Consider the following 19,025-nt stretch of genomic DNA (forward strand, 5'->3'; position numbering starts at 1 on the left):
TCTTCCAGCCTACAGCTTCCCTCCTCATCTGTATCACAGAAAATTACTTCAACTGTACCCATCATAGTCATAGAAAAACAGCTACATTTGCTTGTTACACTCCATTTACTTTGAAAGATTATAAACTTATTTTCGCTGTTCTTACTGTTGCTTTTGTCTGGGGAACTACATTTTTAGCCATCCGTGTGGCTGTGGAAACTATTCCAGCTTGGTTTGTGGCTGGAATCCGTCAGTTTCTGGCATCCATCATTATGCTCATCATCCTTCTTTCAAGAAAAGAATTTAAATGGATTGGCTGGAAAAGTTTAGGGTATCAGATTGTTTTTGCCATCTTAATGTTGGTTATAGCCAACGGCATGACTACTGTTGCTGAAGAAACCGTATCAAGCAGCTTGGCATCACTCATTAGTGCCTGCTCCCCTATTCTGGTATTTTTGGGAAGCCTAGCTGTAGGCTTACAAAAGTTCAGCATCCGGGCTTTTTTTGGGGTTCTGATGTGTTTCAGCGGAATTCTGTTTATTTTCTGGGACGGTCTGCAGGACCTTGCCAATCCGGATTACAGAACGGGAATGATCTTTATGTTTTGTGCTATTACAGGATGGGCCTCCGGAACAATTTTCACGAAAAAACTGAATATTCAGAGCGGAAACATAACCCTGAATTTATTCTATCAATTCCTTTTTGCAGGTATTGTTCAGATTATTCTTGCTTTCCTGTTTTCTGAGAACTATAGCTTCGGAAACTGGACTTTCAAAAGTATTTCTGCGATGTTATACCTATCTGTTTTTGGGTCTGTAGCGGCCTTTTTTGCATTCCATTATGCTTTAACCAAAATTTCTCCGGTGCAGGTTTCCATATTGGCTTATATCAATACCATTATTGCTATATTTTTGGGCTGGCTGATTATGGATGAACAAATTTCCATGAAATTTATTCTTGCTGCCGCATTAATTATTTGTGGAGTGTTTATCATTAATTATAAACCGGAAATGTTCAGGAGGCAGAAAGTTGTATAATTTATTTTAATGTTGGATAGAGCAAAGACGCAAGGATTTTATCTGCGATAAAATTGTACACTGCAAAATATGCTTTTGTGATTGCCACTAATGCACGAATATTTTTTATTACGTATAAAATCTATGTTTCTATATGATTTATTTTTACTGCATCAGAACATAGTAAAAATAGTCATGTATTCGTAGCTAAAAAAATCAGTCATTCTGCAAGGTTCGCACAATGGTAATTTGCCTCGTTTTCATTTTTTCCCTATATTGTATACTCAACCTATACAACATGCTTAAAAACACATTTTTCGTACTTCTTGCGGCCTCTTTTATCCTGGTAAGCTGTGATTACAAGGAAAAGGAAAAGAACCTTACGGACAGAGAAAAACAATTATTAGAAAAAGAAAAAACATTCGCTAAAAAAGAATCTGAGTACCAGTCACTTTTAAAAATGAGAGACAGTATTTTTGCTAAAAAGGATTCAAAAGACTCAATGGTGATTGCCACATGGCCAGCAGAGATTTCCGGCCCATGGAACGGGAAAGTGATCTGTACAGAATCCAATTGCAGCGATTATGCGATAGGAGATCAGCGTACAGATATCTGGGAATTTGACAATGATTCTACCCAGCCTATTACCAAAATCATCAACAACAACAATCTGGTAAGGCTATATTCCGGCAAATTTGAAAATAACGAGATCAGACTTACCTTCAAAACAGATTCTACAGCTAAAAAGAATGTAGAAATGAATGTTTTGCTTAACGACATTTCTGACAACAAAATCAAGGGAACAAGAACCATTACTTCTGATGGCTGCACCGCTAAGTTCTCTGTTGAATTAGTACGTTCCACCAAATAAACACTTATGATTTTACTGAGTATACACAACCTGAGCCTTCCCATAGAGGATCCGGTGCTGAAGTTCCTATTGGTACTGGTCATCATCCTTGCGGCTCCATTATTATTAAATAAAATTAAAGTTCCCCATCTTCTGGGCCTTATCATTGCGGGAGCTATTATCGGTCCCAATGGATTCAATGTATTATCCAGAGACAGCAGTATTGTAGTAACCGGAACCACCGGACTTCTTTACATTATGTTCCTCGCAGGACTTGAGATAGACATGGGAGATTTTAAGAAAAACAAATGGAAAAGTCTCACCTTTGGGCTTTATACCTTTATTGTTCCTTTTGTATTGGGATACTTGGGCGGATATTACATTCTTCATTTCTCAATGCTTACTTCCATCTTGTTTGCGAGTCTTTTTTCATCCCATACGCTTATTGCCTATCCATTGGTAAGTAAACTGGGAATGGCCAAAAATAAAGCGGTCAACATTACGGTTGGCGGAACCATGATTACGGATATCCTTGCGTTATTGGTTCTTGCCATTATTGTTGGAATGTCTCAGGGAGATGTGGGAACGGAATTCTGGGTGAAATTATCCGTTTCATTCATTCTTTTTGCATTAATTGTACTTATTGTATTCCCTATCATAGGGCGCTGGTTCTTCAAAAGAGTGGATGATAAGATTTCACAATATATTTTTGTATTGGTGATGATTTATCTGGCAGCGATGCTTGCCGAACTTGCCGGAGTGGAAGCCATCATCGGAGCATTCTTTGCCGGGCTGGCATTAAACAGGCTTATTCCTCATACTTCCTCCTTAATGAATAGAGTTGAATTTGTAGGAAACGCCATCTTTATTCCCTTCTTCCTGATCAGTGTAGGAATGCTGATCGATTTTAAAGTATTTTTCAAAAGCTGGGAAACGCTTGAGGTGGCAGGAATTATGCTTGTAGCATCCATTGGCGGAAAATATCTTTCTGCAGTAGCCACCCAAAAGACATTCAGACTCACAAAAGAAGAGGGAAAACTGATCTTTGGATTGAGCTCTGCTTCTGCGGCTGCAACGCTGGCCTCTGTAATGGTAGGTTATAACATTATTCTTTCTGAAACTGAAACAGGAGAACCTGTAAGATTATTAAATGAACACGTTCTTAACGGAAGTATTTTATTGATCCTTATTTCCTGTACCATTTCATCCTTTATTTCCATGGCAAGTGCCCAAAAGATTGCAGAAAGCGATAATGAAGATACGGTTTCCGGAACCAGCCATGAAGAGGAAAGTATTCTATTGGCCATTAATCACGAAGAAACCGTAGAGAGAATGGTGAATCTGGGAATACTGATTAAAGCACATTCCAATAAGGAAGATTTATTCGCTCTAAATGTCATCAATGAAGATAAAAATGAATCGTCTGTAAAAAACGCCGAAAAGCTTCTTCACCAGGCAGCTGATACGGCTGCAGCGGCTGATGTCAAATTACAGGCTCTTAAAAGGTATGACAATGATGTTATTAATGGAGTCAACAATGTTATCAAGGAACAGAAGATTACAGATCTGATTATTGGTTTAGAAGATGAGAAAGGTTTTTCACCGTCATTTGTCTACAACCTTTACAACGGTTACCTTCAGAATGACGATGTGAACGTATTGGTGTATCATGCTGCCCAACCGCTTTCTACCATTAAGAAATATGCTGTCATGATTCCAGAAAACGCTCATAAGGAAGCAGGATTTTTCCATGCCCTTTTAAGGGTTTGGAATATTGCCAGAAATTCCGGAGCTACTGTTACTTTTTATGCACCTGAAAACATCATTGATATTCTTCAGAAGATCATTAAAAAAGCGAATATAGAAGCAGAATTCATCATTATGAACACATGGCAGGATGGTGAAAAAACAGCCGCTCAGCTGAAAGAGGATGAAGCTCTGATTATTTTAATGGCTAAACGCGGAATGCAGTCCTATATTCCCCGTATGAGACTTATTCCTGAGTTATTGAACAGATATCTGAATGACAATAATTATCTCTTAATTTTCCCTTTCTCCGAGTATGACAAAAACAGTCCGGAAATACGCTCTGTAGGTAATCACGGAGATTTTATGGAAATTGGAAATGTGATTCAAAAAATATTTAAGTAAGGAAGCCTGAAGCTGGAGGCTGGAAGTTATTGAGTATGATAAATAATGAAGGACTATCATTCCGTTTATCTTTTTTCATAAGAAGACCGGGAAGTTATTCACCGCCTATAAGTAACTTCCAGCCTCCTTCTTCCTATTTCCAGCTTCCTATTTCCAGCCTTTTTACCTATTTTTGCCTAAAATTAAAATTCATTGAAAACAAAGAAGATATTCCTTTTAACAGCAGCTTTAAGTGTACAATTATCATTTGCTCAGTTTGCAAAAGTTGTAGATAAAGATGGCTATGTGAATATAAGGGAAAATGCAGATGCAAACAGTTTAGTTGTTGGCAAGGTCAATTCGAATGAGATCGTCTATGTATTTGAGTCTGATCCTACGAATAAGACCTGGGCTAATGTAAGCAATGGTTACGTTCACAATTCAAGACTAAAATATATAAAATCTTATCAGCCTGTTCCGCCCACTGTACGGGATGCCAATAAAGCGATCTTTAAATCCGGAAATATTAAGGTAAACATTCTTTCCGGAAAATTTAATTTTAAGGAAAATGAAAAAGATTTTACCTCAACCTTATCTGGAGATTACTATAAGGAACAGCAGGTTTGGGGAATAGACGGAACAATTCCTAAAACGCACTATCTTTCCATTACTGCACAAATTGGAGACAAAACCATTCAGATCCCTGAAAAGGAGATTGAAAACCTGTTCGAAGTTAATAATAAATCTACAAGCTGTTATTATGACCGTATTAATGATACTTTATACATCTCCATGTTAAATTCTGATGGTGCAGGTACCTATGTTGCTCTTTTTACTATTGAAAAAGGCGAATATAAAGGGAGAACTCTGGAAATACCCTTTTAAAAAGTTATCTCTTACCCATTGAGCAAATCCGACAGATCAATAAAAATCTGCAAGAAATATAAAAGTAAAAAAGGCAGCTGTAAATAAATACAACTGCCTTTTTTATATTTTAAAACTTGATTATTCTGAAATTACTCTCACCATTCCTTTCACCATCACAAGCTTTTCCATAAGCTCTTCTCTTGAATCTGCCAACACATTAATGTGCCCCATTTTTCTTCCCGGTTTGGTTTCTGTTTTTCCGTATAAGTGAATGTAGGTTTCCGGTAACTTCATAACGTCCTCCATTCCTTCATATACTACCTTTCCAGAGTAGCCTTCTGCTCCTACCAGATTCAGCATTCCGCTGTAGGTAATAGCATCTGTATCTGCCAAAGGAAGATTTTTTACTACACGGTACATCTGCTCAAACTGAGAATTGGTATTTCCTTCCTGGCTCTGATGTCCTGAATTATGCAATCTTGGTGCTGTTTCATTTACCCATACCTTTCCTTCTTTATCTAAGAATAATTCGATAGCAAAAAGCCCCGGGGAATTCACTGCATTCAAAAACTTCTCTGTAATGGCATCAATCTGCTGCTGAACATCTTCAGTTAATAAAACCGGACATACATTAAAGTCTAAAAGATTAAGTTTAGGATCAGCCACCATTTCTGTCACCGGAAAAGTGTTGGTTTCTCCTTTTTCATTTCTGGCCACAATAACGGAAAGCTCTTTATCAATATCAACAAGACTTTCAATCACTGAAGCTTCTTTCCATAAATGTTGGTAATCCTCTTCTGTTTTAATAACCTGCACGCCTTTCCCATCATAACCACCGGTATTCATTTTCTGAACAAATGGCAATGGCATCATGATCTTTTCATCACTGTTCCATACGATCTGAAATTCAGGACTTGGGATATCATGAGTTTTATAAAATTCCTTCTGAAGGATCTTTTGCTGAATGGTTTTGATGATACTGGCATTAGGAACTACTCTGATTCCCTGTTTTTCAAGTTCAGCCAATGCATCAGCATTTACGTGTTCTATTTCAATGGTCACCACATCTTTATCTTTTCCAAAATTCAGAACGGTTTCGTAATCATTGAAATTTCCTTCTGTAAAATACGAGATATTATGGCATGGTGCATCAGAAGCCGGATCCAGAGTATAAAACTCATCATCGTACTTCAAAGCACTTTGTATCAACATTCTTCCCAGCTGTCCGCCTCCCAGAATTCCTATTTTCATTTTTTATTTTTATTAGATTTATGCTTATTGAATTTTATCAATTTTTAAATATCCCAGCCCCATTGGGTTTTCCTGATTTTCTACATCAGATTTTGTAAGAACAATAGAATATTTTTCTTTCATAGATACTGGCAGAATATCATTCACATTAAAAATATCATCAATATCTACTCCATGTTTGTCATCAATATGGCTTACTGCTCCTTCAAATCCCATTGTTTTATAGAATTCTGTAACTTTTGCTCTCTTTACGATCTCACCCATAGATTGCCCTACCATCAGATGCTGCTCATGGAATTCTTCAAAAAAACCGGGCTTGTAACCTCCTAAATTAAGGAAGAACAATTGGTTTTCAGATGTATTTCCATCTTTCTCAACGATCTTTACTTCATAACCATCAGCAAATCTTACTTCCTGATAGCAATCAAGATGAATCTTTCCTTCTGCTTCTTTCCAAAAGGCTTTCATATCAGGGACAAGATCCTTCAGGCTCTCAGCAATCCCAAAAAAAACGTCATGCTGCTCAATGTTTCTTCCTTTGGGAGTTGCCCCGAGGATCACATAAAATAATTTCATTTCACTTTTCATGCATGCAAAAATACGTTAAATTTATCTTTTTCAAATGTTTGGCAGACTACTACAATAATTTTATATTTGTAATATTAATTGTAGTATGTCAGAAATCATCATACTCTTCTTTGGCGCTATTTCTGCGGGCCTTTTAGGCTCACTTACAGGGCTTGGAGGAGGAGTTATCATCATTCCTTTATTAACGTTGGGATTCGGCGTTCCAATGCATTACGCTATCGGCGCTTCTCTTATTTCGGTAATCGGAACTTCTTCCGGTGCTGCAGTAGCTTTTGTAAAAGAAGGGTTTACCAATATGAGAATTGGAATGTTCCTTGAAATAGCCACCACTGCTGGAGCAATTGTAGGGGCTTTGGTTTCAGGGATGCTTAATCCGAACACCATTGGAATTATCTTCGCAAGTATTCTCCTTTTGACAGTTGCTTTAAATTTAAAAGGAAAGCCTGACCATCAGGAACCTTTAATTCATGGAAGCCTGGAAGAGAAACTGAAACTTTACGGAACTTTTCCTGATAAAGGAGTATTAAAAAACTATTCTGCAAGAAATACAGTTCCTGGATTCTTAATGATGATGTTTGCCGGGGCAATGTCCGGACTTTTAGGAATTGGTTCCGGAGCATTAAAGGTATTAGCTATGGACAATATGATGAAACTTCCTTTTAAAGTTTCTACAACCACCAGTAATTTCATGATTGGAGTAACGGCTGTAGCCAGTGCATTGATCTATTTCCAGAGAGGTGAAATTATTCCGGTCATTGCAGCTCCTGTACTGATTGGAGTGGTGATTGGAAGTTTTATCGGTTCTAAAACATTAATGGTATCTAAAACCAAAAAGCTAAAAGTATTTTTTGCCATTGTGATTACAATCCTGTCTGTATATATGATGTATAACGGTATCAACAAAAGCTTCAGATAATGAAAAAGAATTTTACAGATGTAGATCTGAACCGCTCCGTAGGAAATCTTCTGAGACTGGGCGTCATTCTGTCTGTGGCTACTTCACTGATCGGTTTCATTAAATTGTTTACTGAAGGTTTTGAAATGCCTAAAAAGTACACGAGTCTTGTTGTAGGAAACTCTTCTGAGAAGGTATGGAGTCACTTTTGGGATTCTCTCTGTAAAGGAGAAGGAATGGCTATTATTCAGCTTGGAATTCTTATACTGATCGTCACTCCCCTGATGAGAATTGTCTTCGCTTTAATAGGCTATTTAAAAGAAAAAGATTACATATATGTATTCATTTCTTCAGTAGTTTTAGCAATTATGGCAGTGAGTTTCTTTGCTGGTTATGCGCACTAATTACATTTCATAAAACTCCAACGGCAACTGATCCGGATCCTGGGTAAAGAAAAATTCTTTTCCTGTAAATTCGTCGATACGGATCTCTTCACAATCCAATCCCTTCCCAATTAACTCATCTCGTTTTTCCGTTACATTTTCCACCGAAAAAGCAAGATGTCTTAAACCGCAGGCTTCAGGACGAGAGGGGCGCGCAGGTGGATTTGGAAAGGAGAATAATTCAATCACATAATGATCTCCTATAGCCAGATCAAGTTTGTAGGACTGCCTTTCTTCACGATATACTTCACGAACAACCTGTAAACCTAAAATCTCTGTATAGAATTTCTTTGATACTTCGTAATCTGACCCAATGATAGCTATATGATGAATTTTCATTTTCTTCTTAAATATTTTTATTATTTTATTTCCTTACAGTTTTCCTTTCTTCGGGTATCAATAATATACTGAATCTTCCATTCATTATCCTGTTTCACCAGTTGAAAGCTATTTGCTCCACAATGGGATAATTTCCCTTTCAGGTAAAAACTATAGGGAGTAAATACGCTTGCCAGGTTTCCATCTGTATGAATAGCTTCAACCACAATTCTTTCATCCAGATCACCTTTTGTAAACGTAGAAACAGTTCCTATAAACTCCTGGATATTATCACTTTTTACTGTACCGTCTTTTGTAATCGTCTGCAGAACGGCATTTTTAGCAAAGGCTGTTTTTACAAGTTCAGGATCAGCGTTTTTCATTCCAAGAAACAGGTTTCGGATAGGTTTTTGAATGTCCTGATTCTGCTGTCCAAAACAGAAACCACTGAATATGAGAAGGATTGCTGCTATTTTATTCATACGGTTGATTTATAGAATAAAAATAAGGAAAATATGTTTTGGCTAAAGCCTTTGGAATGAATTCTTTAATAAAAAAGTGGGCTAAAGCCCACCTCTATTGAATATTTTTCTATCAAAATCCAAAGTTCCACCATCCCCAATTAATGGTTCTATTTATTCCCCAACTTCCTATTGTAATTCCTTTTTCATATTTCATTGTAAAAATTATAATAAGAAAATGGCAATTATAAGAATATAGACCTTCTTCTTTTTCATATTTTAAAACCTCATCACATCCTTCACTACACCATTCTTCTGTGTGTGTTGTAATAATTCAGTTTCTATAAATGTTTGGATTTGTCCTTCAGAAGCATTATTTGGGAATAAAAGGTGTACATTGGCACCAGCATCCAGGGTAAAGAATAACGGAAGTCCTGTCTCTTTTCTGAAATCCCATATTTTATTGATAACCTCTAATGTTCCTGTCTTCATCAGGATAAAAGCCGGATCACTCATCATCATCATCGCGTGAAGGGTAAGCGCTTCATGTTCTACCAATTTGATGAAGCGTTCCATATCTCCGTTTTTCAGAATTTCCTTCATCGGAACAAAGTTTTCCCTTGCTTCCTGGAATCTTCTTTCTGCATACGGATTGGTATTCATTAAGCCGTGTCCTACTGTTGAAGAAACACTTTTCTGTCCTTCATGAATCAGCAGAACCCAATCATTGAAGTTTTTGAATACTTCATGTATTTCAGTCTCAGGATATGCTACTGCAAATAGATCCGAACTTCCCTCAACCTCTTCTGTTTCTCCCCAGACGATCAATCCATTGTACAAACTTCTGCATGCACTTCCGCTTCCTAATCTGGCTAAAAATGAAGCTTTTCTTAAGGATTCTTCTTCTGAAGTTTTTCCTGTAAACGTTTCATCCAATGCCATCAGACATTTAGCAATAGCTCCGAATCCTGATGCAGAACTCGCAATTCCTGAACTGTGTGGGAATGTATTTTCTGTTCTGATGATATATTTCCCTTTTAAGATCCATGGAAGATACTGCTCGATATTTTTGAAGTATTTTTCAATCTTTTCAGCAAACTTCACCTCTTCATTTCCTGACAAAAAGGTTTGTACAGAAAAAGGCTCATCAGCCAAAAACTCCATTATAGTATTGGTTTTACAATGATTCAAAGTATAACTGATACTTGGATTGGCCGGAATCTGATTCTCATATTTCCCCCAATATTTGATTAAGGCAATATTAGACGGACAGCTCTCTGAAACTGTGTGGGTATGAAGAGTAAAATTTTCTTTTCCTATAAATTGTGTTGTCATAGTTTATTTAAATGCTTGAGACTTGACCACCCGTCATAAATTCTTTGGATTTTTGCCACCCCTCCAAAAGAGAGGAATTTTCACGTCTTCAAATGAAATATTCGTGAAAATTGAAGATTTTCACAAAACTTTAGTGTACTTTTTTCTACATAAAAATGTAGCTTAAGTGGTTAAAACTTTTGTGACTTTTGTGGTTTATAAGTCGGTTAATACATCTTCTCTATAATATCTGCATATTTTTTAAGAACTACATTTCTTTTTACTTTCAAAGTTGGAGTGATTTCTCCGGTATTGATGTCGAATTCTGCCGGCATTAATGTAAATTTCTTTACTTTTTCATAATCAGCAAGGTGACTTTGCAGTTCTTTAATTTTCTCTTTATAAAGGTTGATTACCTTTTCATTTTTCACCATTTCCTCCCAATGGGTGAATGGAATATGATTCTTTTTAATATAGTCCTGTAGAAACTCAAAATTGGGAACGATTAAGGCAGATACAAATTGTCTACCTTCCGCTACCAGCATAATCTGCTGAATGAAATTATTATTGGTCAGAAGGTTTTCAATCTGTTGTGGTGCAATATACTTTCCATTGGAAGTTTTCATCAGATCCTTAAGTCTGTCTGTAATAATCAGGTTGCCTTTATCATCTAATTTTCCTGCATCTCCGGTTTTAAACCAGCCATCTTCTGTAAATACTTTTTGGGTTTCTTCAGGTCTGTTATAATATCCCTTCATGATTCCGTTTCCTCTGGCCTGAATCTCATCGCTTTCTCCGATACGGATTTCTACTCCCGGTAGCGGTTTTCCGCTCGTAGCATGTTCAAAATGAGTTAAAGGGAAAAGAGTTAAGGTAGCCGTAGTTTCTGTTAAACCATATCCAACCGTAACGTGAATTCCCACTGATTCAAAGAATCTGGTTACTTCAGGTGATAAAGATGCTCCACCACAAGGTAAAAACCACAATCTTCCACCCATTTTATTCTTGATCTTACTGAAGACCAGCATATCTGCAACAGATTCTTTTAATTTTAAGCCAAAAGGAACAGGTCTTTCATTTCGTCTTAATTCTGCGGTTTCCCATCCTGTTTTCAAGGCCCAGTTAAAGATCTTTTTCTTCAATGGTGATCCTTCTTCTGCCTTTTCCAAAACTCCTGCATATACTTTTTGGAAGAATCTCGGTACTGCGCACATGGCAGTAGGTTTTACTTCTTCCAATGCTTTGGCTACGTTTTTCGGATCTTCAAGGAAATAAACTCTTGCTCCGCCATACAAACATAATAAGCTCCAGCTTCTTTCAAAAACGTGGCTTAAGGGTAAAAATGCAAGAGAAAGCTCTTCTTCGAAGTTTTTAAATTTAAAAAATTCAAAATGAGAATCAAATGCTTTGATGAAATTCCCATGGGTAAGCATAACTCCTTTAGGCGTTCCTGTAGTTCCGGAAGTATAGATCAGCGTGGCGGTATCATCATCTTCTTTTTTACAGATCTCCAGCTCTGAGGACGTTTTTGAAATAAAGTCTTCAAGATAAAAGCTGTTGAATTCTTTCTTGATCCACACTGCTTTTTTAGAAACAATGATGGTTTCAAGAAGGTTATCTTCTTTATGTAAAAGTTCCAAACAAGCATCATATTGCATTTGGTTTCCTACCAAAATCGCTTTAGCTCCGGAATCTTTAATAATATATTCTGCCTGTTCAGCATTATTGGTAGAGTAAATAGGAACAGTAATAGCTCCCATGCCCATTGCAGCTAAATCTACAATCATCCACTCCGATGAATTGTCTGAATAAATAGCCACTTTATCATTTTCCTGAACTCCTGTTTCTTTTAGCGCATTGGCTGTTTTAAAAATAATTTCACTGAATTTCTTCCAGCTCAGCTCTTTCCAGGCCTCTTCTTTCTTTTTAAAGCCGATAGCCGCTTTTATAGGATGTTTTTCTACATTTTTAAGGATTATTGCCTCTGCAAGATTCATTTCTTCAGCTTTTTGTCGTTAATATAATTGTTCAGGTGAAAGTCTATGCTTTCTTGGATGGGAATAAACTGATAGTTCAGTTTTTCCGTGACTTTGTAATTGGAAATGGTATTGAATGAAGAGATCGCCTCAATATTGGATTCTGTAGCCATTTTCAGCTTTGGAATCAACCATCCGAAAAGAATGTTAGCCCATTTTCCTATATTTAATAGAGATCTTGAAAGTATTCTTGCCTCTTTAAGACCTAATCGGGTTCTGATCTGTTTTGCCAGATCTGCATATCTGTTATTTTCAGAAACGATGATAAAGCGCTCTCCAAAAATATTGTTTTCCATGAGTTCAATGGCAGTTTTAGCAACATCTCTTACATCTACATAGGCAGATCCACCGGCAAAGGTAAAGCTGTTATCTTCAAAGGTTGAAAAAAGTTCACCACTGCTTTGCGTCCAGTTTCCGCTTCCTACAATCATTCCCGGGTTAATAATAACCACATTCATTCCTTCAGCAGAGGCTCTCCAGGCTTCCATTTCTGATAAATGCTTGGAAATAGCATAAGCAGAATGTTCTAATTTCGGGTTAAAATCAGATTCTTCGTCCAGCTCTCCTTTTTCATTATAATTATCTAAAACGGCTACAGAGCTTACATGCAGAAATTTTTTAACATCAGATCCTTCACAGGCATACAATAAGTTTTCTGTACCTTTAATATTGGTATGGTACATTTCTTTCTCATCTTTGGGATGAAAACTTACTTTTGCGGCACAGTGGTAGACCTCATCTACTCCTTTCAGTGCATCCTTTAAGGAATCAATATCATCAAAATCCACATTCATCCATTCTATCTTATTAAAAAAATCATCAGGATTTTCCGTATAAAAGCTGTATGAATGCCTTACTTCGTTTAAATTGCTGCCCAGTCTTTTAGAAGCTCGTACACTTTTACCTCTTTTAAGAAGTTCCAGCACGATTATTCTTCCCAGAATTCCGGTTGCACCCGTTACAAAAACCATTAATTATGTTACTTGATTGCTGACTAAAATATGACAATATTTTCTATCCGGCAATTCTTCAGGTTCCTGCAAAAGTTACCTAAAAAAATGCTTTTGCAAATTTGCAATTTTTAAAGCAAAATTCAACTTTATTTAACCAATATTATCATTCTGAGAATCACAAAACTTTAAACTTAAATGGAGAATCCTTTTATTTTAGACACAAAAGCTTTTGAACACTTAATTTTTTTTAAGTTATCTGCTTTGTGAATAATAAGAACATTTAAGCTTGTGAAAATCTCCGATTTTCATTGATATGATACTACAATCAAATATTCAGTTGGAGATGTAATCATTCCCCTCTTTTGGAGGTGGCGAAAATTCAAAGAATTTTTGACGGGGTGGTTTAAACAATTCTCCATTAAATACAAAAACCCTGAAAGTATTAAAACTTCCAAGGCCACTATATAAAAAGTTAATCATTTATACCATCACAACATTATCTCTTCTCGGAGCTTTATCACACAAGACATCTGCAATACTTTTAGAGATAAGGTTTCCTTCCGTTAGCTTATCCAGCCAGAAGAATTCTCCAGCGGCATTAATTTCGATGAAGTAATATTCATCCTCAGGAGAAACGATAATATCTATTGCTCCATAGTCTACGTTATAAATATCAAGAAGCTCCAGAAGCTTTTCTTCAACATCTGCCGGCAATTCTGTCTGTATCCATTTATCCAGCAGATTAACCCCATCTTTTCTCCAATCTACTTTAGCATCTTCAAACTGTTGAGAATCTACCTCAAAGGCATAAATATCTCTCCCCACGATAGTCACCCGCAATTCTTTTTTCTTTTGAATCATTTTCTGAAACTGCATCGGGCAATACAGCAGTGAATCCAGTTCTTCCAGCTTATCTTCACTCACCACATTGGTAAAGACCACACTTTCCACACCATCTTCGTAGATAGCAAATCCGGTTTGCATTTTGGCCACAACATTTTGATGTTTTAAAATGAATTGTCTGGCCTCTTCAGGATTATTAGTCAAACAAGTTTCAGGAATAGAGAGTCCTATTTTTTGAGCGAGTTTCAGCTGTTCCTCTTTACTGTCAAGCCTTCTGTAAACACTTGGCTTCCCTAATGAATACACATCAATAGATTCAAAGAACCCGAATAATGTATTACGAATCTCTCCCATCGCTGCACTAAGAAACTTAGCATCCATTTCCTCCTTCAGCCCTTTTCCAATATTGTAAGCCCGGCGATACCAGACTGCTGAAATATCATCCAATCGGTATTTTTTTTCGGACGTTTCAAGCACTGTCACCCATTCTCCTTCTTGAAAAACAGTTGATAATTTATTCTGTAAAGGATATAAATCAACATCAAAGCGAATAACCTCACAATGGTTATCCTGAATGTATTCTGTTACTTTTTCAATGGAAAAATTATCTGCAGTATGTGTTATAATTAAAATTTTATTCATGGATATTGATTCTTTTAATAAGATTATCGGCAATTCTTTCTGCAATGGGAAATCCCAGTTCTTTTTGAAGCATTCCCCATTCTCCCTGCGGATTAACTTCAAGAAAATAATATTTCCCATCTTTTCCCCGGATCATATCAATAGCTCCGGTATACAATCCCATTTCCTTCATCATGGAAATCAGATTAATTTTGACCTCATCAGGCAGTTCATACACCGTCCAGAAATAGTCTTCATGACTAATTCTCCAATCAGCATTTTCACTGTTGTTAATCTTTCCTGTAAAAAATTCTCCATCTACATACATAATCCTCAGCTCATATTCTTTATCGATATAAGGCTGAAAAATCATAGGACAATAAATAATATCAGAAAAGTCTTCCAATGTTTCCTGCTCAATTACCATCGTGGAAATCAGATTCTCACCACTCATTGTTTTCCGGGTTACCCCGTGAAGCTTGGCAATGGCTTTTCCTGAGCAATACTGTTCAAAAAAAGCTTTTACTTTCTCTTCATCATTGGTAAAAATCGTTGGGGGAACCATCAGATGATTTTGTTGGGCTATCTTCAGCTGAAGCATTTTATTCCCATCAATTTTCTTTTCAGTCTCATAAGGATTGATCCATGGGAGATGTTGCAGTTGGGTAAACAGATTGTAGCGCAGATGGGCATATTCATTTCGAAAGATTTTTTCGTACTCCTGATCCAGCTCTTCAGGAACACTGATCTGCCATCCTTTTCTATGCCATACTCCTGTAATATCATTGGAATGGATGCTATTTCCATCCCAATCAGTAATCTCAAAAGAGTCCTCACTGATGCTGATTTTCTGAAGATGATTCAGCTGGTCAGAATTCAGTCTGAAGTAGGGAATATTTCTAGAAGAAAGGTGTTGAAAGAAACGATCAATAGTGTAAAAATCCTGTGAATGGGTAATACAGAGAATCATTTGCCTGCTTTATTAAAAAGGGAAACTTAACATGTTAAGTTCCCCCCTTTTGTTACAATTTTGTTAATATGTTACTGTAAAATAATTATTTTATAGTTCAGCAGTATCATCATCCCCATCAGAAGGATATTTCATAGTATGATCCATATCAGTTAACTTAGATGTTACACCATCCAAAGTAGGTTTTGTGATCGTATCCCTCTCAGGAATTGTAATATCTGTTCCTCCTTTTACTGTTTCCGGATCTTTAAGTTGTTTTTCAAGGAATGACGCAAAAAACGGCTTCTTTTTTGAATTTTTGTTTTCCATAAATTAATATTTTTGGTTATTTGATAATCTAATGTACAAAAATTTCAACTTATGGAGAAATAAAATCACACTTTAAGATAATTTTAACATATTATCAAAATATAAAGCATATTATTAATTCAAACCAAGAAATTGCTTAACAACAACAGCAAAATCAACAGGATTTTCAGCCTGAACCCAGTGTCCTGCATTTTTTACGGTTACTATCTTCGCTTTTGGAAATTGCTGTTTGATCCCATATTCATCCTGTGGTAAAATATAATTGGATTTCTCTCCTGCAATGAATAAGGTTTCTCCTTCAAAAACACCAAATTTCACAGCATTGGATACAAATTCATTATACTTTTCGGATAGGGTTCTAAGGTTGAATCTCCAATTCAGTTTTTTATTATCATCCCAATACAGGTTCTTTGTTAAAAACTGTATTGTTGATTTTTCAGGAATATATTGATTCAAGACAGCCTCCACCTCATTTCTTGAGCCTACTGTATTAAAATCTACTGTTTCAAGAGCCTTGATGATTCCCTGATGGTGTGGCGGATATGCTTTTGGCGAAATATCTACTACAATCAGTTTTTCTACTTTTTCAGGATATTTTAAAGCAAACTGCATCACAGCTTTTCCACCTAAAGAATGCCCTAAAACATGAGCTTTTCGAATGCCATAATGCTCCATATAACGGGCAATGTCATCAGCAAGATCATCGTGAGACATATCATCGGAATGAAAACTTCTTCCGTGATTTCTCAGGTCAATAAGATGCACCGGAAGATATTCTCCAAGATCTTTCCCAAAGCTCCCCCAGTTATCGAGCATTCCAAATAATCCGTGAAATACTAAAAGCGGCGTAGCGGTTGAACCTTCGCCAAATATTTTTGAATTTAAGATTTCCATATTTTTAAAATAACAGATTTGAAGCACAGATTCCAGAAGATATTGACAAGACTTTTACAACAAGGTCTAAATCACACATCTGGCATCTATTTTACCATTTTGCCAATCTCTTCAAATAAGATTGAACCGTATTTTCCAAGCCCATATATAACGCCTCAGAAACCAAAGCATGTCCGATGGACACCTCCAACAGATTAGGAATAGTATCAGCGAAATATTTCAGATTTTCAAGACTCAGATCATGTCCTGCATTAATTCCCAATCCGAATTCATTGGCTACAACAGCAGTATCATAATAAGGTTTGATCGCCTGTTCTTTACTGGACAAATAATTTTTTGCATAAGCTTCCGTATACAGCTCAATTCTGTCTGCTCCTGTTTTTGCTGCATATTCTACCAACTCGGGTAAAGGATCAAGAAAAATAGAGGTACGGATCCCTGCATTTTTAAATTCACTAATGATTTCAGTAAGATAATCCAGGTGTTTTTTAGTATCCCAACCTGCATTGGAAGTAATGGCATCATCTGCATCCGGAACCAGAGTTACCTGTTCAGGCTTCACATCCAATACCATATCAATAAAAGACTGATGTGGATTTCCTTCAATATTAAACTCAGTCGTCACCAATGGCTTCAGATCATAGACATCTTTTCTTGTAATATGTCTCTCATCCGGTCTTGGGTGAATTGTAATTCCCTGGCCTCCGAATTCCTGAATCTTTATAGCAGCTTCTGTCACACTTGGTGTTTCACCTCCTCTCGCATTTCTTAATGTCGCAATCTTATTGATGTTTACGCTTAGTTTTGTCATTTTTTTATTTAGATGTTAGATAACAGAAGCTAGAAGATGGAAGGCAGAAGCTGGAGGTTTATCCAGACTTACTACTTCTATTTGACGTTCTAATTTCGTTATCACTTAAGTTGTATTTATTTTTTGAGATCTTACCTCATCTTTTTATACTTTAACACTTACCTGCATTACCTGAAGTTCAAACTCTTTGGACGCAACCAGCAAATGATCGAAAATATCAGCCTGAATCTGCTCAAAATGCTCCCATTTGGAATCATTGGCGAAACAATAAATCTCAAGTGGAAGTCCCTGTGGGGTAATTTCCAGCTGACGAACCATTCTTGTTGCATTTTTCTCCACATCAGGATCATTTTCTATATATCTCTGTGCATAATATCTGAAAACTCCGATATTGGTTAGCTGCCTTCCGTTAATGGTTTTATCGTTATTACTTAAACTTTCCTTTTCACTTCTGATTTCCACTCTTTTCTGTTCAAGATAATCCGCAATAAGATTAATTTCTTTTAAACGTTCAATATCTTCATCTGTCAAAAACTTAAAAGAATTGATATTAAAATAAATAGATTTCTTAATCCTTCTGTTATTAGATTCGGACATCACCTGCATATTTTTGATCTCTGTCGTCAGGAAATCATAGGTAGGAATGGTAGAAACCGTTTTATCAAAATTGGTGATTTTTGTAGTCAGAAGACTTATTTCTGTAATATTTCCTTCTATACTGTATTTGGGAATACTGATCCAGTCGCCTACTTTTAAATTCTTGGAAGTAGCCACGTGAATCCCGGTAACAAATCCCAGAATAGTGTCCCTGAAAACAAGTACTAAAACTGCCGTTATTGCCCCAAGGCTTCCTAAAATTGTCCCCCCCTTAATTCCAAAAATCAGACAGATTCCTATGACCGAAAGTACAAAGATCCCAAAGATTTTTACACTTTCCGAAATAGCATTAAGCGTCATGATTTTATAATAATCCTGCTTAATTACAAAGTAATTTCTAAAAGCGGTTAATGCTCTAAATAATAACCCTGCTATTACAAAAATAGTGGCCACCCCTACAATCATTTCCAGTAATGCAAAGCTTTTTGGATGTCTGTAAAAAACGGAAAACAGTGCATATCCTGCAAAGTTCAATGCCCCTAAGTGAACTACAGAATTAGTAATTCTTGAATCATAAATTGACTTTAAAATAGGAAATTTTTCTTTATCAAAAAAGAATTTGAAAATAGTATTGACAATAAATTTAAAAACAAAATCCAGGATATAGATCATCCCTGCCAGAAATATAAATTTCAGCATAATCTGAATAGGAAGTGCCAGATCAGGATATACATGATCTCTTACAAAATAATGGATCTTATCACTGATATTTTGCAGAAAATCTCTGGTATCTTGTATTTCATCTTTCATTACAGCAAATTTATAAAATTAAGGATGATGATGTTACTATTCACAATCAATTTTCATCCCAAAATTTAA

At 36.3% G+C, this 19,025-nt stretch carries 19 protein-coding genes; 6 read left to right on the forward strand and 13 right to left on the reverse strand.

The window, feature by feature from the left end; all coding sequences use genetic code 11:
- Positions 1–110: 110 nt before the first annotated feature.
- The 4 genes from CHSO_RS19095 (at position 111) to CHSO_RS19110 (ending at position 4,860) form a co-directional block, all read left to right on the forward strand.
- Positions 111–1,016 (forward strand): DMT family transporter, encoded by a 906-nt coding sequence (locus tag CHSO_RS19095; RefSeq protein ID WP_045499584.1) that lies wholly within the window; start codon positions 111–113, stop codon positions 1,014–1,016.
- 277 nt (positions 1,017–1,293) lie between these two features.
- Complete coding sequence (locus CHSO_RS19100) at positions 1,294–1,866, forward strand: hypothetical protein (RefSeq protein ID WP_045499587.1); 573 nt, start codon at positions 1,294–1,296, stop codon at positions 1,864–1,866.
- Positions 1,867–1,872: 6 nt separating this feature from the next.
- The gene (locus CHSO_RS19105) at positions 1,873–3,996 is read left to right on the forward strand and encodes a cation:proton antiporter (RefSeq protein ID WP_045499590.1); all 2,124 of its coding nucleotides are present in this window, start codon (positions 1,873–1,875) and stop codon (positions 3,994–3,996) included.
- Between the two features lie 192 nt (positions 3,997–4,188).
- The gene (locus tag CHSO_RS19110) at positions 4,189–4,860 is read left to right on the forward strand and encodes an SH3 domain-containing protein (protein WP_045499593.1); all 672 of its coding nucleotides are present in this window, start codon (positions 4,189–4,191) and stop codon (positions 4,858–4,860) included.
- 120 nt (positions 4,861–4,980) lie between these two features.
- On the opposite strand, the gene CHSO_RS19115 is transcribed toward CHSO_RS19110, so the two are convergent.
- Positions 4,981–6,093: a 5-(carboxyamino)imidazole ribonucleotide synthase gene (locus CHSO_RS19115; protein ID WP_045499596.1), complete on the reverse strand. Its 1,113-nt coding sequence runs from the start codon at positions 6,091–6,093 to the stop codon at positions 4,981–4,983.
- A 24-nt stretch (positions 6,094–6,117) separates the two neighbouring features.
- On the reverse strand, positions 6,118–6,669 hold the full coding sequence (locus CHSO_RS19120; RefSeq protein WP_045502968.1) for a DUF1543 domain-containing protein: 552 nt from the start codon (positions 6,667–6,669) through the stop codon (positions 6,118–6,120).
- Positions 6,670–6,766: 97 nt separating this feature from the next.
- Between CHSO_RS19120 and CHSO_RS19125 the strand changes: the two genes are divergently transcribed.
- The gene (locus CHSO_RS19125; RefSeq protein ID WP_045499599.1) at positions 6,767–7,597 is read left to right on the forward strand and encodes a sulfite exporter TauE/SafE family protein; all 831 of its coding nucleotides are present in this window, start codon (positions 6,767–6,769) and stop codon (positions 7,595–7,597) included.
- Positions 7,597–7,980, forward strand: coding sequence for a DUF1634 domain-containing protein (locus CHSO_RS19130; protein ID WP_045499602.1), 384 nt, complete (start codon positions 7,597–7,599; stop codon positions 7,978–7,980). Before CHSO_RS19125 ends, CHSO_RS19130 begins: the two co-directional genes overlap by 1 nt.
- On the opposite strand, the gene CHSO_RS19135 is transcribed toward CHSO_RS19130, so the two are convergent.
- The 11 genes from CHSO_RS19135 to CHSO_RS19185 all read right to left on the reverse strand — a co-directional run bounded on the left by CHSO_RS19135 (position 7,981) and on the right by CHSO_RS19185 (position 18,956).
- Positions 7,981–8,358, reverse strand: coding sequence for a VOC family protein (locus CHSO_RS19135; RefSeq protein ID WP_045499605.1), 378 nt, complete (start codon positions 8,356–8,358; stop codon positions 7,981–7,983). It abuts the gene before it with no gap.
- A 20-nt stretch (positions 8,359–8,378) separates the two neighbouring features.
- The gene (locus tag CHSO_RS19140) at positions 8,379–8,819 is read right to left on the reverse strand and encodes a nuclear transport factor 2 family protein (protein WP_045499608.1); all 441 of its coding nucleotides are present in this window, start codon (positions 8,817–8,819) and stop codon (positions 8,379–8,381) included.
- 258 nt (positions 8,820–9,077) lie between these two features.
- A complete protein-coding gene (locus tag CHSO_RS19145; protein WP_045499620.1) occupies positions 9,078–10,133 on the reverse strand; it encodes a diphosphomevalonate/mevalonate 3,5-bisphosphate decarboxylase family protein in 1,056 nt (351 codons plus the stop codon).
- 206 nt (positions 10,134–10,339) lie between these two features.
- On the reverse strand, positions 10,340–12,109 hold the full coding sequence (locus CHSO_RS19150) for an AMP-dependent synthetase/ligase (RefSeq protein WP_045499623.1): 1,770 nt from the start codon (positions 12,107–12,109) through the stop codon (positions 10,340–10,342).
- Positions 12,106–13,119 (reverse strand): NAD-dependent epimerase/dehydratase family protein, encoded by a 1,014-nt coding sequence (locus CHSO_RS19155; protein ID WP_045499626.1) that lies wholly within the window; start codon positions 13,117–13,119, stop codon positions 12,106–12,108. Before CHSO_RS19155 ends, CHSO_RS19150 begins: the two co-directional genes overlap by 4 nt.
- A gap of 462 nt (positions 13,120–13,581) precedes the next feature.
- Entirely contained in the window at positions 13,582–14,586 is a 1,005-nt protein-coding gene (locus CHSO_RS19160) for an MvdD family ATP-grasp ribosomal peptide maturase (protein WP_045499630.1), read from the reverse strand.
- Positions 14,579–15,535, reverse strand: a complete 957-nt coding sequence (locus CHSO_RS19165; RefSeq protein ID WP_045499633.1) for an MvdC/MvdD family ATP grasp protein — start codon at positions 15,533–15,535, stop codon at positions 14,579–14,581. The genes CHSO_RS19160 and CHSO_RS19165 overlap by 8 nt, the downstream gene beginning before the upstream one ends.
- Positions 15,536–15,625: 90 nt before the next feature.
- Positions 15,626–15,844: a microviridin/marinostatin family tricyclic proteinase inhibitor gene (locus tag CHSO_RS19170; RefSeq protein WP_045499636.1), complete on the reverse strand. Its 219-nt coding sequence runs from the start codon at positions 15,842–15,844 to the stop codon at positions 15,626–15,628.
- Positions 15,845–15,958: 114 nt separating this feature from the next.
- Positions 15,959–16,738 carry an alpha/beta fold hydrolase gene (locus CHSO_RS19175; protein ID WP_045499638.1) on the reverse strand — a complete coding sequence of 260 codons (780 nt, stop codon included), beginning with the start codon at positions 16,736–16,738 and terminating at the stop codon, positions 15,959–15,961.
- A 91-nt stretch (positions 16,739–16,829) separates the two neighbouring features.
- Positions 16,830–17,549, reverse strand: coding sequence for a pyridoxine 5'-phosphate synthase (locus CHSO_RS19180; protein WP_045499641.1), 720 nt, complete (start codon positions 17,547–17,549; stop codon positions 16,830–16,832).
- Positions 17,550–17,693: 144 nt separating this feature from the next.
- Positions 17,694–18,956: a mechanosensitive ion channel family protein gene (locus CHSO_RS19185; protein ID WP_045499644.1), complete on the reverse strand. Its 1,263-nt coding sequence runs from the start codon at positions 18,954–18,956 to the stop codon at positions 17,694–17,696.
- Positions 18,957–19,025 lie beyond the last annotated feature (69 nt).

The organism is Chryseobacterium sp. StRB126 (assembly GCF_000829375.1).
GTDB lineage: Bacteria > Bacteroidota > Bacteroidia > Flavobacteriales > Weeksellaceae > Chryseobacterium.

Coding starts and splice junctions, on each gene's coding strand:
- CHSO_RS19180 (WP_045499641.1), bottom strand. CDS start 17,549: ATGACAAAACTAAGCGTAAACATCAATAAGATTGCGACATTAAGAAAT.
- CHSO_RS19100 (WP_045499587.1), top strand. CDS start 1,294: ATGCTTAAAAACACATTTTTCGTACTTCTTGCGGCCTCTTTTATCCTG.
- CHSO_RS19185 (WP_045499644.1), bottom strand. CDS start 18,956: ATGAAAGATGAAATACAAGATACCAGAGATTTTCTGCAAAATATCAGT.
- CHSO_RS19135 (WP_045499605.1), bottom strand. CDS start 8,358: ATGAAAATTCATCATATAGCTATCATTGGGTCAGATTACGAAGTATCA.
- CHSO_RS19160 (WP_045499630.1), bottom strand. CDS start 14,586: ATGAATAAAATTTTAATTATAACACATACTGCAGATAATTTTTCCATT.
- CHSO_RS19130 (WP_045499602.1), top strand. CDS start 7,597: ATGAAAAAGAATTTTACAGATGTAGATCTGAACCGCTCCGTAGGAAAT.
- CHSO_RS19105 (WP_045499590.1), top strand. CDS start 1,873: ATGATTTTACTGAGTATACACAACCTGAGCCTTCCCATAGAGGATCCG.
- CHSO_RS19165 (WP_045499633.1), bottom strand. CDS start 15,535: ATGATTCTCTGTATTACCCATTCACAGGATTTTTACACTATTGATCGT.
- CHSO_RS19150 (WP_045499623.1), bottom strand. CDS start 12,109: ATGAATCTTGCAGAGGCAATAATCCTTAAAAATGTAGAAAAACATCCT.
- CHSO_RS19175 (WP_045499638.1), bottom strand. CDS start 16,738: ATGGAAATCTTAAATTCAAAAATATTTGGCGAAGGTTCAACCGCTACG.
- CHSO_RS19115 (WP_045499596.1), bottom strand. CDS start 6,093: ATGAAAATAGGAATTCTGGGAGGCGGACAGCTGGGAAGAATGTTGATA.
- CHSO_RS19140 (WP_045499608.1), bottom strand. CDS start 8,819: ATGAATAAAATAGCAGCAATCCTTCTCATATTCAGTGGTTTCTGTTTT.
- CHSO_RS19145 (WP_045499620.1), bottom strand. CDS start 10,133: ATGACAACACAATTTATAGGAAAAGAAAATTTTACTCTTCATACCCAC.
- CHSO_RS19170 (WP_045499636.1), bottom strand. CDS start 15,844: ATGGAAAACAAAAATTCAAAAAAGAAGCCGTTTTTTGCGTCATTCCTT.
- CHSO_RS19120 (WP_045502968.1), bottom strand. CDS start 6,669: ATGAAATTATTTTATGTGATCCTCGGGGCAACTCCCAAAGGAAGAAAC.
- CHSO_RS19155 (WP_045499626.1), bottom strand. CDS start 13,119: ATGGTTTTTGTAACGGGTGCAACCGGAATTCTGGGAAGAATAATCGTG.
- CHSO_RS19125 (WP_045499599.1), top strand. CDS start 6,767: ATGTCAGAAATCATCATACTCTTCTTTGGCGCTATTTCTGCGGGCCTT.